Here is a 13,213-nt window from a genome sequence, read left to right on the forward strand (position 1 = left end):
CCAGCGAAGCAGACGCCGCGGTCCTCAATCGACCCCGACAAAACCACCTGTCTGGTGATGCCACAACCGCGCATACAAGCCCTGGTGCGCCAGCAACTCGGCATGGCTGCCCACTTCGGCAATCCTGCCGTTCTCCAGCACCACCAGGCGGTCCATGCGGGCAATGGTCGACAGGCGGTGCGCAATCGCGATCACCGTCTTGCCCTGCATCAGGGTTTCCAGGCTCTCCTGGATCGCCGCCTCCACTTCCGAGTCCAGCGCCGAGGTGGCCTCGTCCATGACCAGGATCGGAGCATTCTTGAGCAGCACTCGCGCAATCGCGATGCGCTGGCGCTGACCACCCGACAGCTTGACCCCGCGCTCGCCCACGTGTGCGTCCAGGCCCATGCGGCCCTGGGCGTCGGACAACAGCGGGATGAACTCGTCGGCACGCGCACGGCACACCGCTTCCCACACCTGGGCATCGGTTGCATCCGGCCGACCGTACAGCAGGTTGTCACGGATCGAGCGGTGCAACAGCGAGGTGTCCTGGGTGATCATGCCGATTTGTGCGCGCAGGCTGGCCTGGGTCACCTGGGTGATGTCCTGGCCATCGATCAGGATGCGCCCGCTTTCCAGGTCATACAGGCGTAGCAGCAGGTTGACCAGGGTCGACTTGCCCGCGCCCGAAGGGCCGATCAGGCCGATTTTCTCGCCCGGCCGGATGTCCAGGCTCAGGCCGCTGATGATCCGGCTACCCTTGCCATAGTGAAAGTCGACGTTCTCGAAATGCACGGCGCGCGCTCGACCTTGAGCGCGGGCGCATTCGGCAGGTCGGTGACGGTTACCGGCTGGGCGATGGTCTGCAGGCCGTCCTGCACCGTGCCGATATTTTCGAAGATGCCGTTGACCACCCACATGATCCAGCCCGACATGTTGACGATGCGGATCACCAGGCCGGTGGCCAGGGCGATGGCGCCCACGCTGATCAGCGACTGGGTCCACAGCCACAGCGCCAGGCCGGTGGTGCCGACGATCAGCAGGCCGTTGAGGCTGGTGATGACCACGTCCATGCTGGTGATCAGGCGTGAGGCCAGCTGGGTTTTCTCGGTTTGCTCGCGAATTGCCTCGCGGGCGTATTGCTGCTCGAAGTCGGTGTGGGCGAACAGCTTGAGGGTGGCGATATTGGTGTAGCCGTCGACGATGCGCCCCATCAGCTTGGAGCGTGCGTCCGAAGACACCACGGCCCGCGCCTTGACCCGTGGCACGAAGTAGCAGAGGGCGCCGACGTAGGCGAGGATCCAGCCGATCAGCGGCAGCATCAGCCGCCAGTCGGCCTCGGCAAACAGCACCAGGGCGCTGATCGCGTAGATCAGCACGTGCCACAGTGCATCCACCGCCTGCACCGCCGAGTCGCGCAGGGCGTTACCGGTCTGCATGATGCGCTGGGCGATGCGCCCGGCGAAATCGTTCTGGAAGAAATTCACGCTCTGGCGCAGCACATGGGTGTGGTTCTGCCAGCGGATCATGCTGGTCATGCCCGGGCTGATGGTCTGGTGCACCAGCAGGTCATGCAGGCCATGAATACCGGGCGCAGGACCAGCGCCACCAGCAGCATCCAGATCAGTTCGCCGGCGTGGTCGCGGAAGAAATTAAGATTGGGCGTACCCTGGGTCAGGTCGATGATACGGCTCAGGTAGCTGAACAGCGCCACCTCGATCAGCGCACCGATCAGGCCGACCACCAGCAGTACCGCAAAGCTGGGCCATACCTGGCGCAGGTAGTAGAGATAGAACGGCAGTACTTTGCCCGGTGGCGCCGCCGTTGGCGCCTCACGGAAGATGTCGATCAGCTTTTCGAAACGGCGGTACAACCTCAAAACGGTAACTCCTGTTTGAATCGACCGGGCGGGTCGTGGCTCACGTCCTTGTGAGCCTGGGCTCAGTCGATGCGTTTGGCGGATTTGATCAGCACCGGGTCAACCGGTACATCGGCCATGCCGCTTTTGCGCGTGGTGGGCGAGTTCACGATCTGGTCGACCACGTCCATGCCCTTGACCACTTTGGCGAACACGGCATAACCGGCATCGCGACCCGGGTCGAGGAAGGCGTTGTCGGCCACGTTGATGAAGAACTGGCTGGTGGCCGAATTCGGGTTGGAGGTGCGTGCCATCGACAGCGTGCCGCGGGTGTTGTGCAGGCCGTTGCTGGCTTCGTTGCGGATCGGGTCCTGGGTCGGCTTCTGCTGCATCTGCGCGGTGAACCCACCGCCCTGCACCATGAAGCCGGGGATGACACGGTGGAAAATGGTGTTGCTGTAGAAGCGCTGTCGACGTATTGAAGGAAGTTCTTCGTCGAAATCGGTGCCTTGACCGGGTCCAGTTCGATTTCGATCTGGCCGAAACTGGTGTCGAGCACGACGTGAGGGGCCTTGTCGGCCGCCATCAGGCTGGTGGCGAAAACGACCGAGCAGGCGCCAAGCAGAAGTTTTTTCAGCATGAACTCAATGATCCTTGAGAGGTGGTTGAAGCTGTCGCCAGAAACTGCAGCAGGGTCTGGTTGAACAGTTGGGGTTGATCCAGCGGTGTAGCGTGCCGTGAATCGTCGATCACCGCCAGTCGTGCCTGAGGGATAAGGGCGACATAGCGCTGTTTAAGTTGTATCGGCGTGTAGTCGTGGTCGGCAGTGATCACCAGTGTAGGACAGCGAATCTGCCCCAGGCGTTCCTGCACGCCCCAGCCGACAATGGCGTCGAAACTGGCCAGGTACGCACGCTTGTCGTTGCGCGCCCAGCGTTCGGCCATCTTGCGGCGCAGTTCGAGCTGGTCGGGCTTGGGGAACAGCCGAGCGGCCAGCCCCTTGCCTACGGTTTGCAGGCTGAGCAAGCGTGCCAGGCTCCAGCGCTTGGCCCACTGCCAGTAGTCGTCACGGCTGCGCAGCTTGACTTCGGGGGCGCTGTTGACGATGCACAGGCTGCGCAGCCAGGCCGGGTGGTCGACGGCAAACTGGAAGCCGATCATGCCGCCCATCGACAGGCCCACCAGGTGCACCGGGCCGCAGCCCAGGTGTTCCAGCAAGGCCAGCAGGTCGGCACTGAAGGTAGCGATGCTGTAGCGCTCGCGAGGCTTGTCGGAGCGGCCATGGCCGCGCACGTCCAGCAGGATCACGCGGTAGGCGCGGGACAGTTGCGGCACCTGATATTCCCAGTCCTGGCAGCTCGAGCCGAGCCCGTGCAGCAGTACCAGGGGCTCGCCCTGGCCGTATTCCTCGTAATGCAGGGTGCAACCTTCATGTTCGAAATAGGCCATCGACGGTACCTGTCAGGCTTGGGCGGGGGCAGCGAAGGGGACATCCAGCGGCGCGGTATCGAAATTGCGCAGCAACTCGATGAGGATCTGCGTGGCCGGGCCCAGCGGTTTGTCCTTGTTCGAGTAAAGGTAGAACAGCGGGTGGCGGCTGCCACCCTGATCCAGTGGCAGCGGCTTGAGCACACCTTCGCGCAGCTCGCGCTCGATCAGGTGGCGCGGCAGCCAGGCAAAACCCAGCCCGCTGCCGACGAAGGTTGCCGCAGTGGCCAGGCTGCCGACCGTCCAGCGCTGCTCGGCGCCCAGCCAGCCAACGTCGCGTGGCTGCGCGCGGCCCGAGTCGCGGATCACCACTTGCAACTGGCTTTGCAGGTCCTGAAAACTCAGTTCGCGGCCCAGGCGGTGCAGGCTGTGTTCGGGGTGGGCGACGGCGACGAACTCCACCGCGCTCATTTCGGTGCCCAGGTAACCGGGGATGCTGAAGCTGCTGATGGCAAGGTCGGCGACGCCTTCGTGCAGCACTTCCTCGACCCCCGACAGCACCTCTTCGCGCAGGCGCACGCGGCAGCCGCGGCTTTGCGGCATGAAGGCGGTGAGGGCGCGCACCAGGCGCGCACTGGGGTAGGCGGCGTCCACCACCAGGCGCACTTCGGCTTCCCAGCCTTGCTCCATGTGGTGGGCCAGGTCTTCCAGCTGGCTGGCCTGCTTGACCAGTTGCCGAGAGCGGCGCAGCAGCACGCTACCGGCTTCAGTGAGCACGGCCTTGCGTCCGTCGATGCGCAGCAGCGGCACGCCGAGCTGGTCCTGCATGCGCGCCACGGTGTAGCTCACCGATGATTGCGAGCGGTGCAGGGCCTCGGCAGCCTGGGCGAAGCCGCCATGGTCGACCACGGCCTGCAGGGTCCGCCACTGATCCAGGGTAACGCGCGGCGCTTTCATCTTCGGCTCCTGTTGTCCTAAGCTGGCGCACTTTCATGGAGAGCGCCGTATGAAAAAAACTTGTGCTGTACTGCTGGCCCTGCTGCCGCTCACGGCCATGGCCTATCCCATCGACGTGGAAAAGACCATCGACGGGGTGAAGCTCGACTACACCACCTATGACACCGATCGTGATATTGGCTCGATCAATCTCAATAACTACGGCGAGGTGGCGGCGCAGTGCAAGGTGACTATGCGTAATGGCCCCGAAGCGCGCGCGTGCGGCGGGTGCAGGTACCGGCGAAAAAAAGCGTCGATGTGACCGCCAAGTTCAACCGCGAGATCATCAAGCTGCGGATCACGCTGGCGTGCAGTGCGCAATAAAACAAGTTAACTGATAGGTTTCACCCAGTTTTTACGCTTTTTAATCGATAGGTCAATCACTAATCTTGCCTCCATCAACTTTGCAACCTTGCCGATGGAGGCAACCCCCATGTCCCGCGTACTGATCATCGAAAGCAGCGCTCGCCAGCAAGACTCCGTGTCCCGGCAGTTGACCCGCGATTTCGTCAGCCAGTGGCATGCCGTCAACCCGGCCGATCAGATCACCCTGCGCGACCTGGCGGTGAGCCCGGTGCCGCATCTGGACGGTAACCTGTTGGGGGGCTGGATGAAGCCTGAAGCGCAGCGCAGCGCCGAAGAACTGCAGGCCCTGGCACGCTCCAACGAACTGACTGACGAAGTGCTGGCGGCCGATGTGCTGGTGCTGGCGGCGCCGATGTACAACTTCACCATCCCCAGCACGCTCAAGGCCTGGCTCGACCATGTGCTGCGTGCCGGCATCACCTTCAAGTACACCCCGACCGGCCCGCAGGGGCTGCTGACCGGCAAGCGCGCGTACGTGCTGACTGCCCGCGGCGGGATTCACGCCGGGGCCAGCAGTGATCATCAGGAACCCTACCTGCGCCAGGTGCTGGCGTTCATCGGCATCCACGACGTGACGTTCATTCATGCCGAGGGCCTGAACATGGGTGGCGACTTCCATGAGAAGGGCCTGAACCAGGCCAAGGCGCAGTTGGCTGCGGTGGCCTGATCGGTTGACGATTTTTCCCCCCGCCTGACACCTTTGCTCCTTTGGGTGTACCTGCCCGGTCAAGCCTTGCGCCTGACCGGGCTTTTTCATGCGCCGGCCACTGGGTGACCGGGTCGCGGGCACGCTCCACAGGGTTGATGGGCAACGCCTGAACAGCTAAGGTCGCCGCCTGAATTTCAAGGGGCACACATGGGTTACTTATTGATCGTTGCACTGATCCAGGCGTTTTCCTTCAGCCTGATCGGTGAATACCTGGCTGGGCACGTCGACAGCTACTTCGCGGTACTGGCGCGGGTGCTGCTGGCCGGCCTGGTGTTCCTGCCTCTGACCCAGTGGCGCAAGGTCGAGCCGCGCTTCATGCGCGCCATGCTGCTGATCGGCGCCTTGCAGTTCGGTATCACCTACGTGTGCCTGTACCTGAGCTTTCGTGTGCTCAGCGTGCCCGAGGTGCTGCTGTTCACCATCCTCACGCCGTTGCACGTGACCCTGATCGAAGACGCCCTCAATCGGCGCTTCAACCCCTGGGCGCTGCTGGCGGCGCTGGTAGCGGTGGCGGGCGCTGCGGTGATCCGCTTCGACAGCATCAACCCGGACTTCTTCATCGGCTTTCTGCTGCTGCAACTGGCCAACTTCACCTATGCCGCCGGGCAGGTACTGTACAAGCACCTGGTCGCCCGCTACCCCAGCGATCTGCCGCACTACCGACGCTTTGGCTACTTCTACCTGGGGGCCTTGCTGGTGGTGCTGCCGGCCTTCCTGCTGTTCGGCAACGCACAGCACCTGCCGAGCACCGACGTGCAATGGCTGGTGCTGCTGTTTCTGGGGCTGTGCCCGACGGCATTGGGGCTGTACTGGTGGAACAAGGGCGCCTGCCTGGTTTCGGGCGGCACCCTGGCGGTGATGAACAACCTGCATGTGCCCGTGGGCCTGCTGCTCAACCTGCTGATCTGGAATCAGCACGAGCCGCTGGGGCGGTTGTTCATCGGCGGGGCGGTGATCCTGGCGTCCCTATGGCTCAGCCGTCTCGGCACTCAGCGCTCGCTGTTCGCGAACAGCGGTGGCCGGTAGCAGGCCGGCGCGCAGGTCGCTGCCGCTGGGTTGCTGGTACAGGCCCAGGCCGAACTCGGGCATCACCGCCAGCAGGTAGTCGAAGATGTCACCCTGGATCCGCTCGTAGTCGGCCCACACGGTGGTGCGGGTAAAGCAGTAGATCTCCAGCGGCACGCCCTGGGCGGTGGTCTGCATCTGGCGCACCATGCAGGTCATGTTCGGCTGGATGTCGGGGTGGCTTTTCAGGTACGCCAGGGCGTAGGCGCGGAACGTACCGATGTTGGTCATGCGCCGCCGGTTGGCCGACAGCGCCGCCACCGGCCCCTGCGCTTCGTTCCAGGCCTGCAGCTCGCTGCGCTTGCGTGCCATGTAGTCGGTGAGCAGGCGAACGTTGCCCAGGCGCTGCTCCTCTTCATCGGTCAGGAAACGCACCCCGCCGGCGTCGATGAACAGGCTGCGCTTGATGCGCCGCCCGCCAGACTGCTGCATGCCGCGCCAGTTCTTGAACGACTCGGACATCAGGCGCCAGGTGGGGATCGAGACGATGGTCTTGTCGAAGTTCTGCACCTTCACCGTGTGCAGGGTGATGTCCACCACGTCGCCATCGGCGCCCACCTGGGGCATTTCGATCCAGTCGCCGACGCGCAGCATGTCGTTGCTGGTCAGCTGTACGCTGGCCACGAACGACAGCAGGGTGTCTTTGTACACCAACAGGATCACTGCCGACATCGCCCCCAGGCCCGACAGCAGTAACAGCGGCGAACGGTCGATCAGCGTGGCAACGATGATGATCGCGCCAAACACGAACAGCACCATCTTGGCCAGTTGCACGTAGCCTTTGATCGAGCGGGTACGCGCATGCTCGGTGCGTGCGTAGATGTCGAGCAGGGCATCGAGCAGTGCACTGATGGCCAGCACCAGGAACAGGATGGTGAAGGCCAGCGCCACATTGCCGAGGAAGTGCTGGCTGGTGGCGCTCAGTTCCGGCACCAGCTTGAGGCCGAATTGCACCACCAGCGACGGGGTCATCTGCGCCAGGCGATGGAACACCTTGTTCTGCAGCAGGTCGTTGAGCCAGTGCAGGGCTGGCTGTCGGCCCAGCAGTTTGAACGCATGCAGGATCACGAAGCGTGCCACGCGGCCCAGCACCAGGGCGATGGCCAGCAGCAGGCCCAGGCCCAGGCCTGCGTGCAAGAGCGGGTGCTGATCGAGGGAGCCCCAGAGGTCAAGGGCGTTTTGCCAGAACAATTGAATATCCATTGCCGTACTGAAAGTGTCCGCAAAGAGAGAGGAGGCGCAATTAGAGCGCGGAAAGTCATGACAATGCCAAAAGAAATTCGGCGTGGGCGCCGGAAAACGTTACCCTATGTGGCTGAATTTCTGCACTTGCCCGAGGTACACCCGTGTTTTCCCAATTCGCCCTGCACGAACGCCTGCTCAAAGCCGTGGCCGCACTGAACTTTGTCGAGCCTACTCCGGTGCAGGCGGCGGCCATTCCCCTGGCCCTGCAAGGGCGTGACCTGCGGGTGACGGCGAAAACCGGTAGTGGCAAGACCGCCGCCTTCATGCTGCCGGTGCTCAACCGCCTGGTCGACCTGAAGCAGAGCCGCGTCGAGATCCGTGCCCTGGTGCTGCTGCCAACCCGCGAGCTGGCCCAGCAGACCCTCAAGGAAATCGAGCGCTTCGCCCAGTTCACCTACATCAAGGCCGGCATGATCACCGGTGGCGAAGACTTCAAGGAGCAGGCCGCCATGCTGCGCAAGGTGCCGGATATCCTGGTCGGTACCCCAGGGCGCATGCTTGAGCAGCTCAATGCGGGCAACCTGCACCTGGAACACGTGCAGGTGGTGGTGCTCGACGAAGCCGATCGCATGCTCGACATGGGCTTCTCCGAAGACGTCGAACGCCTGTGCAACGAGTGCGCCAACCGTGAGCAGACCCTGCTGTTCTCGCCACCACCGGCGGCGCCGGCCTGCGCGACATGATCGCCAAGGTGCTCAAGGAGCCCGAGCATCTGATGCTCAACACCGTCAGCCAGCTCAACGACGGTACCCGCCAGCAGATCATCACCGCCGACCACAACCAGCACAAAGAACAGATCGTGCAGTGGCTGCTGGCCAACGAGACGTACCAGAAGGCGATCATCTTCACCAACACCCGCGTGATGGCCGACCGTATCTACGGTCACCTGGTGGCCAAGGACATCAAGGCGTTCGTGTTGCACGGTGACAAGGACCAGAAAGACCGCAAGCTGGCCATCGAGCGCTTGAAGCAGGGCGGTGCCAAGGTGCTGGTGGCAACCGATGTCGCGGCGCGTGGCCTGGACGTCGACGGTCTGGACCTGGTGATCAACTTCGACATGCCGCGCAGTGGCGACGAATACGTGCACCGTATCGGTCGTACCGGCCGTGCCGGCAACGAAGGCCTGGCAGTATCGCTGATCTGCCACGGCGACTGGAACCTGATGTCGAGCATCGAACGCTACCTGAAGCAGACGTTCGAGCGCCGCACCATCAAGGAAGTCAAAGGCACCTACACCGGGCCGAAGAAGGTCAAGGCGTCGGGCAAGGCTGCCGGGGTCAAGAAGAAAAAGACCGACAAGAAGACCGACAAGAAGGCGGTAGCCAAGCGCAAGCCGACGGCCAAGCCCAAGCCCAATGCCCCGTCGCTGGTCAGCCAGGACGGCATGGCGCCACTGAAGAAGCGCAAGCCGGCACCGGCTGCCGAGTAAGTCTTCAGCGTGATTCGCCGGCCTTGCCGGCGAATGCATCACCCGCGTTTCAAACCTTCTTCTCGGCCGCCTTCAGTTCCTGCATGCGCTTGTCGATCAACTGGCACTTGTCTGGCAGGTCCTTGCTCTCGGTGCCCAGCTTCATCCCCTGCAACTCATCGTTGATCTCCTTGGCCTTCTGCGGGTTCTGTTCCGTCAGGCGGCTCACCTCCTTGGCCAGTTCCTCGCGCTTTTGCGTGGCTTGTTCCAGTGTGCAGGCCCAGCCAGGCAATGCCAGCAGCAGGGTGGCGGCGGCGCTGATACTCATCAATGTCTTCATGGTCGAACCTCGTGTTGCATGACGGGCGAAGGTGTTCGGTGGAGGCCGGGCGCCGCGTGAAAGTTCAGTCGAACCGCTGCGCTGCGCGCCGGTCACAACCTTACATTCCCCCGTTGGAGGTTGGATCGATGAGCAGCATCTATGACTGGGACCTGATCGAGCGCCTGCTGCATGAAGTGCAGAACAGCGCCGGCCACAGCTTCACACCGCGCCCGTACGCCGAACAGCACGCTGCTGCGCTGGCCGCCAGGGGCGAGGCAGTGCCTGAACTGGACCACCTCAAAACCCGTGCCTGCGAATATGAAAAGCTGCTGCTGGGGCGCGGTTACATCGAAACCCGGCCCGAGGACCAGGGCGGCAACGGCGAGAACTTTGTGCTCACTGCCCGTGGTTCGCGCCTGCTGAGCCTGCTCGACAGCAGCATTGCGGGCAACGCCCACCCGCGCCAGGTGCTGGACGAGCAGGTCGATCCACTGGACGAGGTCACGTTCGATGAACTGGCGTCCAAGGCACAGATCGCCTGAGATCGGGCTGGCAATCGAGGGCTGCTCACGCGGATAATCGGCGCTGGATCCACTTTTGCCGAGGTTTCCCAATGCCCTGCCGCCAAATCGGGTGCCGTTCATGAGCGCATCCCGCCAGTCCACTGACACATTCGCGCTGCGGATCATGGTGGGGTTGTGCCTGATCTGGGGCATCCAGCAGGTGATGATCAAATGGGCCGCGCCCGATATCGCGCCGGTGATGCAAGCTGCGGCACGCTCGGGTATCTCGGCGTTGCTGGTGGCGCTGCTGATTTGCTGGCGCGGTGGCTGGGAGCAGGTTGGCGCCACCTGGAGGGGCGGGTTGCTGGCCGGTGCCCTGTTCGGCCTGGAGTTTCTGTTGATTGCCGAAGGGCTGCAGTTGACCTCGGCGGCGCACATGTCGGTGTTCCTGTACACCGCGCCGGTATTTACCGCGCTGGGCCTGCATTTCATGCTGCCCAGCGAGCGCTTGCGACCCTTGCAGTGGCTCGGCATCCTGCTGGCCTTCGCCGGCATTGCCGTTGCCTTTGCTGGCGGGATGTCGCTGGACAATCTCGACGGGCGAATGCTGCTGGGCGATGCCATGGGCGTGATGGCGGGCATGGCCTGGGGCGCCACGACCTTGGTGGTGCGCGGCTCGCGGCTGTCGGAGGCACCGGCCACGCTGACGCTGTTCTATCAGTTGATCGTCGGCTTTGTCGGCCTGCTGCTGATCGCTGCGCTGACCGGTCAGCTGGGCCATGTGACGCTGACCCCCGTCGCGGTCAGTAGTGTGCTGTTCCAGGGCATCGTGGTTTCATTCATCAGCTACCTGACCTGGTTCTGGTTGCTGCGCCGCTACCTGGCCTCGAACCTGTCGGTGTTCTCGTTCATCACCCCCTTGTTCGGGGTGACGTTCGGGGTGTTGCTGCTGGGTGAGCCCTTGAGCCTCAACTTCATCTTCGGTGCCGTGTGCGTGCTGCTGGGCATCACCCTGGTCAGCGCCGAACAATGGGTGCGCCGACGTCTGCGCAGCTTGCTCGGGCAGCGCTAGTCGGGCGCAGCAGCAGGCCTGCCACGATCAGGCCGCTGCCTGCCACCAGCAACGCGGGCTGCAGGCTGGCGCTGAACTGCGCGCTCAAGGCTGCCAGTAGCGGCCCGCTGAGCTGACCAACGGCAAAGCAGGCGGTCAGCAGGCCGGCATTGCGTTGGGTGGCCTGCGGCGCCAGTTCACGTGAGCGTTGCATCACCAGTTGCATGCAGGCCAGGAACGGCGTGCCGCACAGCAGCACGCCCAGGGCCAGGCCAGCGCCGTTGCCCAGCAGGCAGGCGAACACGCCAGCGGCCTGCAACCATAATGTCACCCGTAACATGCAGATGCCCATGCCCGGCCCGGCGAACACCAGTGCGCCCAGACGTGGCTGCTGGCTCTGGGCGGCCAGTTGCTGGGTCAGGCTGGTGAGCGTCACGACCACCCATGCGCTGGCCACGCCGGTACCGAAACGCAGCAGCAGGTGAGCCCAGAAATCCTGTGCCCAGTAGCACGCCAGGGTCAGCCCCACGCACAGCCACAAACCGGCCAGCAGCCGCCCGCGTACCTGTGCGGGGCGGCGCGCGAACATGCCATCGACGGCGCCCAGCAGGTAGCCCAGGTAATTGGCTGCCGCCACCAGGCCGGCGGCCGTCAGGCTGATCTGTCCTTCGCTGATCAGGTGTGGCAGTTGCGGGGTGAGGGCGAAGCGGCCGATGCCCATGGCCATCATCAGGGCGGCGAAGCTGGCGAGCAGACGCAGTGTCGGCGACATAATCGGGAGTCCTGTGCAAGGGGGGATGACCGTCAGGCTACTGCGCATTGACTTTCTGAAAAATTGAATAATGATGAGTAACTTGTTCTGTTTTGGAGAATGGCTGTGGAGTTGAGCCAGCTGCGTATTTTTCAGGCGGTGGCTGAAGAGGGTTCGGTCACCCGTGCTGCCGAGCGCTTGCACCGTGTGCCCTCGAACCTGTCGACGCGCTTGCGTCAGCTTGAAGAGCAGTTGGGGGTCGAGCTGTTTCGTCGTGAGCGCCAGCGCCTGCAGTTGTCGCCGGCCGGCAAGGTGCTGCTGGACTACACCGCGCGCATGCTGGCCCTGCATGACGAAGCCTTTGCCGCGGTGCAGGGGGGCGAGCCTGCGGGGGCGTTCGTGATGGGCAGCATGTACAGTACGGCGGCGATCCATTTGCCGAGCTTGCTGGCGCGTTATCATCGCCGTTACCCGGCGGTGAACCTGCAGGTGCAGACCGCGCCCAGTGGCGAGTTGCTTGAAGGCTTGCTCAGTGGGCGGCTGGATGCTGCGCTGGTGGATGGCCCGTTGGCCTTGGCTGGGCTCGATGGGGTGGCGTTGTGCGAGGAGCGCCTGGTGCTGATCACCGAGGCGGATCACCTGCCGGTGCGCAGTGCGCTGGATGTGGCCGGACGTGCAGTGTTCACCTTTCGCCAGGGTTGTTCCTACCGCATGCGGTTGGAGGCGTGGTATGCGCATGACCATGCGGCCATGGGGCGGGTGATGGAGATCGAGTCGTACCCGAGCATGCTGGCGTGTGTGATTGCGGGGGCGGGGGTGGCATTGATGTCGGCGTCCATGCTCGACAGCTTGCCGGGGCGTGAAAGCGTGGCGGCGCATCCCTTGCAGGCGCCATTCGACCAGGCCACCACCTGGCTGATGTGGCGCAGGGGCATGTGTGGTGCCAACCTCAGCGCTTGGATTGCCTTGCAGGAGCAGGTGGCGGCTGGTGCGGAACGCGCCCTGCAGGCGTGACTGAAATCAATAGAGAAATTTTTACCCGGGCATAACGCTTTACATCGGGCTATGATGAGTTTGTAGCGCCGCAGCCGTTCTTCGCCGCGCAGATGACCCGTGAGGGGGAGTTATGAGAAACGATCTGTTCAACTGGCTCCATGATCTGGCCGCCGCGCTGGGGCTTATCCCGCCGCCATTGCAGCCAATACCTATCCCTACCGATGAAGAGCAGCGCAAGCGCCAACCACGGCGTTAGCCCAGTGCTCGAACCGACGCATTGATTGATGCGTCGGTTTGTCTTTGTTTGAAAAAAAACCGCCATTCTCAAATCCACACCGTATGTGATGTGGATAGCTGTGGCTGTGGCTGTGGCTGTGGCTGTGGCTGTGGATCTTGATCTTGATCTTGCTGTAGATCTTGATCTTCGTCCCCCAGCAGGCCGAGCGTAGGTGTCGTGCAGGGGGCAGGGCGTAGCCCCTTCGGCGTAGCCGAAGCAAGCGACTGTTAGAGTTGCGTAGCAACTCGTGTCGCGTGCC

The 13,213-nt window shown here is 63.3% G+C and carries 11 protein-coding genes and 4 pseudogenes; 8 read left to right on the top strand and 7 right to left on the bottom strand.

Annotated elements, in window-relative coordinates; genetic code table 11:
- Nucleotides 1-24: 24 nt before the first annotated feature.
- The 4 genes and pseudogenes from G3436_RS00900 to G3436_RS00915 all read right to left on the bottom strand — a co-directional run bounded on the left by G3436_RS00900 (nt 25) and on the right by G3436_RS00915 (nt 4,222).
- Nucleotides 25-1,852, bottom strand: a pseudogene (locus tag G3436_RS00900) (ABC transporter ATP-binding protein).
- Between the two features lie 68 nt (nt 1,853-1,920).
- Nucleotides 1,921-2,477 (bottom strand): annotated as a pseudogene (locus G3436_RS00905) (peptidylprolyl isomerase).
- Nucleotides 2,471-3,286 carry an alpha/beta fold hydrolase gene (locus G3436_RS00910; protein ID WP_163940429.1) on the bottom strand — a complete coding sequence of 272 codons (816 nt, stop codon included), beginning with the start codon at nt 3,284-3,286 and terminating at the stop codon, nt 2,471-2,473. Before G3436_RS00910 ends, G3436_RS00905 begins: the two are co-directional and overlap by 7 nt.
- 12 nt (nt 3,287-3,298) lie before the next feature.
- Nucleotides 3,299-4,222, bottom strand: coding sequence for a PA3225 family LysR-type transcriptional regulator (locus G3436_RS00915; RefSeq protein WP_163940431.1), 924 nt, complete (start codon nt 4,220-4,222; stop codon nt 3,299-3,301).
- A 49-nt stretch (nt 4,223-4,271) separates the two neighbouring features.
- Here G3436_RS00915 and G3436_RS00920 point away from each other — a divergent pair.
- The 3 genes and pseudogenes from G3436_RS00920 to G3436_RS00930 all read left to right on the top strand — a co-directional run bounded on the left by G3436_RS00920 (nt 4,272) and on the right by G3436_RS00930 (nt 6,362).
- Nucleotides 4,272-4,585 (top strand): annotated as a pseudogene (locus tag G3436_RS00920) (3-phosphoglycerate kinase).
- 109 nt (nt 4,586-4,694) lie between these two features.
- Nucleotides 4,695-5,294 carry an FMN-dependent NADH-azoreductase gene (locus G3436_RS00925; protein WP_163940433.1) on the top strand — a complete coding sequence of 200 codons (600 nt, stop codon included), beginning with the start codon at nt 4,695-4,697 and terminating at the stop codon, nt 5,292-5,294.
- 189 nt (nt 5,295-5,483) lie between these two features.
- The gene (locus G3436_RS00930; protein ID WP_163940435.1) at nt 5,484-6,362 is read left to right on the top strand and encodes a carboxylate/amino acid/amine transporter; all 879 of its coding nucleotides are present in this window, start codon (nt 5,484-5,486) and stop codon (nt 6,360-6,362) included.
- Here the strand turns inward: G3436_RS00930 and G3436_RS00935 are convergent.
- Nucleotides 6,303-7,604 (bottom strand): mechanosensitive ion channel family protein, encoded by a 1,302-nt coding sequence (locus G3436_RS00935; RefSeq protein ID WP_163940438.1) that lies wholly within the window; start codon nt 7,602-7,604, stop codon nt 6,303-6,305. The two genes, G3436_RS00930 and G3436_RS00935, sit on opposite strands and share 60 nt — an antisense overlap.
- 143 nt (nt 7,605-7,747) lie before the next feature.
- Here G3436_RS00935 and G3436_RS00940 point away from each other — a divergent pair.
- Nucleotides 7,748-9,075 (top strand): annotated as a pseudogene (locus tag G3436_RS00940) (DEAD/DEAH box helicase).
- Nucleotides 9,076-9,124: 49 nt separating this feature from the next.
- On the opposite strand, the gene G3436_RS00945 reads toward G3436_RS00940, so the two are convergent.
- Nucleotides 9,125-9,394 (bottom strand): hypothetical protein, encoded by a 270-nt coding sequence (locus G3436_RS00945; RefSeq protein ID WP_163940440.1) that lies wholly within the window; start codon nt 9,392-9,394, stop codon nt 9,125-9,127.
- 128 nt (nt 9,395-9,522) lie between these two features.
- Between G3436_RS00945 and G3436_RS00950 the strand changes: the two genes are divergently transcribed.
- Nucleotides 9,523-9,918 carry a transcriptional regulator gene (locus G3436_RS00950; protein WP_163940441.1) on the top strand — a complete coding sequence of 132 codons (396 nt, stop codon included), beginning with the start codon at nt 9,523-9,525 and terminating at the stop codon, nt 9,916-9,918.
- Between the two features lie 100 nt (nt 9,919-10,018).
- Nucleotides 10,019-10,951 carry a DMT family transporter gene (locus tag G3436_RS00955; RefSeq protein WP_163940443.1) on the top strand — a complete coding sequence of 311 codons (933 nt, stop codon included), beginning with the start codon at nt 10,019-10,021 and terminating at the stop codon, nt 10,949-10,951.
- Here the strand turns inward: G3436_RS00955 and G3436_RS00960 are convergent.
- Nucleotides 10,896-11,702, bottom strand: a complete 807-nt coding sequence (locus G3436_RS00960) for a YbfB/YjiJ family MFS transporter (RefSeq protein WP_163940445.1) — start codon at nt 11,700-11,702, stop codon at nt 10,896-10,898. The genes G3436_RS00955 and G3436_RS00960 overlap by 56 nt on opposite strands.
- A 105-nt stretch (nt 11,703-11,807) precedes the next feature.
- Here G3436_RS00960 and ptrR point away from each other — a divergent pair, with 105 nt between their 5' ends.
- The gene (ptrR, locus tag G3436_RS00965) at nt 11,808-12,695 is read left to right on the top strand and encodes a putrescine utilization regulator PtrR (protein WP_163940447.1); all 888 of its coding nucleotides are present in this window, start codon (nt 11,808-11,810) and stop codon (nt 12,693-12,695) included.
- Between the two features lie 112 nt (nt 12,696-12,807).
- The gene (locus G3436_RS28425) at nt 12,808-12,933 is read left to right on the top strand and encodes a PA1414 family protein (protein ID WP_338001182.1); all 126 of its coding nucleotides are present in this window, start codon (nt 12,808-12,810) and stop codon (nt 12,931-12,933) included.
- Nucleotides 12,934-13,213 lie beyond the last annotated feature (280 nt).

The sequence above is a fragment of the Pseudomonas brassicae genome (assembly GCF_010671725.1).
Lineage (GTDB): Bacteria > Pseudomonadota > Gammaproteobacteria > Pseudomonadales > Pseudomonadaceae > Aquipseudomonas > Aquipseudomonas brassicae.

Excerpts from the sequence above, each read along its gene's own strand:
- G3436_RS00960 (WP_163940445.1), bottom strand. The coding sequence starts at position 11,702 with ATGTCGCCGACACTGCGTCTGCTCGCCAGCTTCGCCGCCCTGATGATG.
- G3436_RS00910 (WP_163940429.1), bottom strand. The coding sequence starts at position 3,286 with ATGGCCTATTTCGAACATGAAGGTTGCACCCTGCATTACGAGGAATAC.
- G3436_RS28425 (WP_338001182.1), top strand. The coding sequence starts at position 12,808 with ATGAGAAACGATCTGTTCAACTGGCTCCATGATCTGGCCGCCGCGCTG.
- G3436_RS00930 (WP_163940435.1), top strand. The coding sequence starts at position 5,484 with ATGGGTTACTTATTGATCGTTGCACTGATCCAGGCGTTTTCCTTCAGC.
- G3436_RS00935 (WP_163940438.1), bottom strand. The coding sequence starts at position 7,604 with ATGGATATTCAATTGTTCTGGCAAAACGCCCTTGACCTCTGGGGCTCC.
- G3436_RS00950 (WP_163940441.1), top strand. The coding sequence starts at position 9,523 with ATGAGCAGCATCTATGACTGGGACCTGATCGAGCGCCTGCTGCATGAA.
- G3436_RS00925 (WP_163940433.1), top strand. The coding sequence starts at position 4,695 with ATGTCCCGCGTACTGATCATCGAAAGCAGCGCTCGCCAGCAAGACTCC.
- G3436_RS00915 (WP_163940431.1), bottom strand. The coding sequence starts at position 4,222 with ATGAAAGCGCCGCGCGTTACCCTGGATCAGTGGCGGACCCTGCAGGCC.
- G3436_RS00955 (WP_163940443.1), top strand. The coding sequence starts at position 10,019 with ATGAGCGCATCCCGCCAGTCCACTGACACATTCGCGCTGCGGATCATG.
- G3436_RS00945 (WP_163940440.1), bottom strand. The coding sequence starts at position 9,394 with ATGAAGACATTGATGAGTATCAGCGCCGCCGCCACCCTGCTGCTGGCA.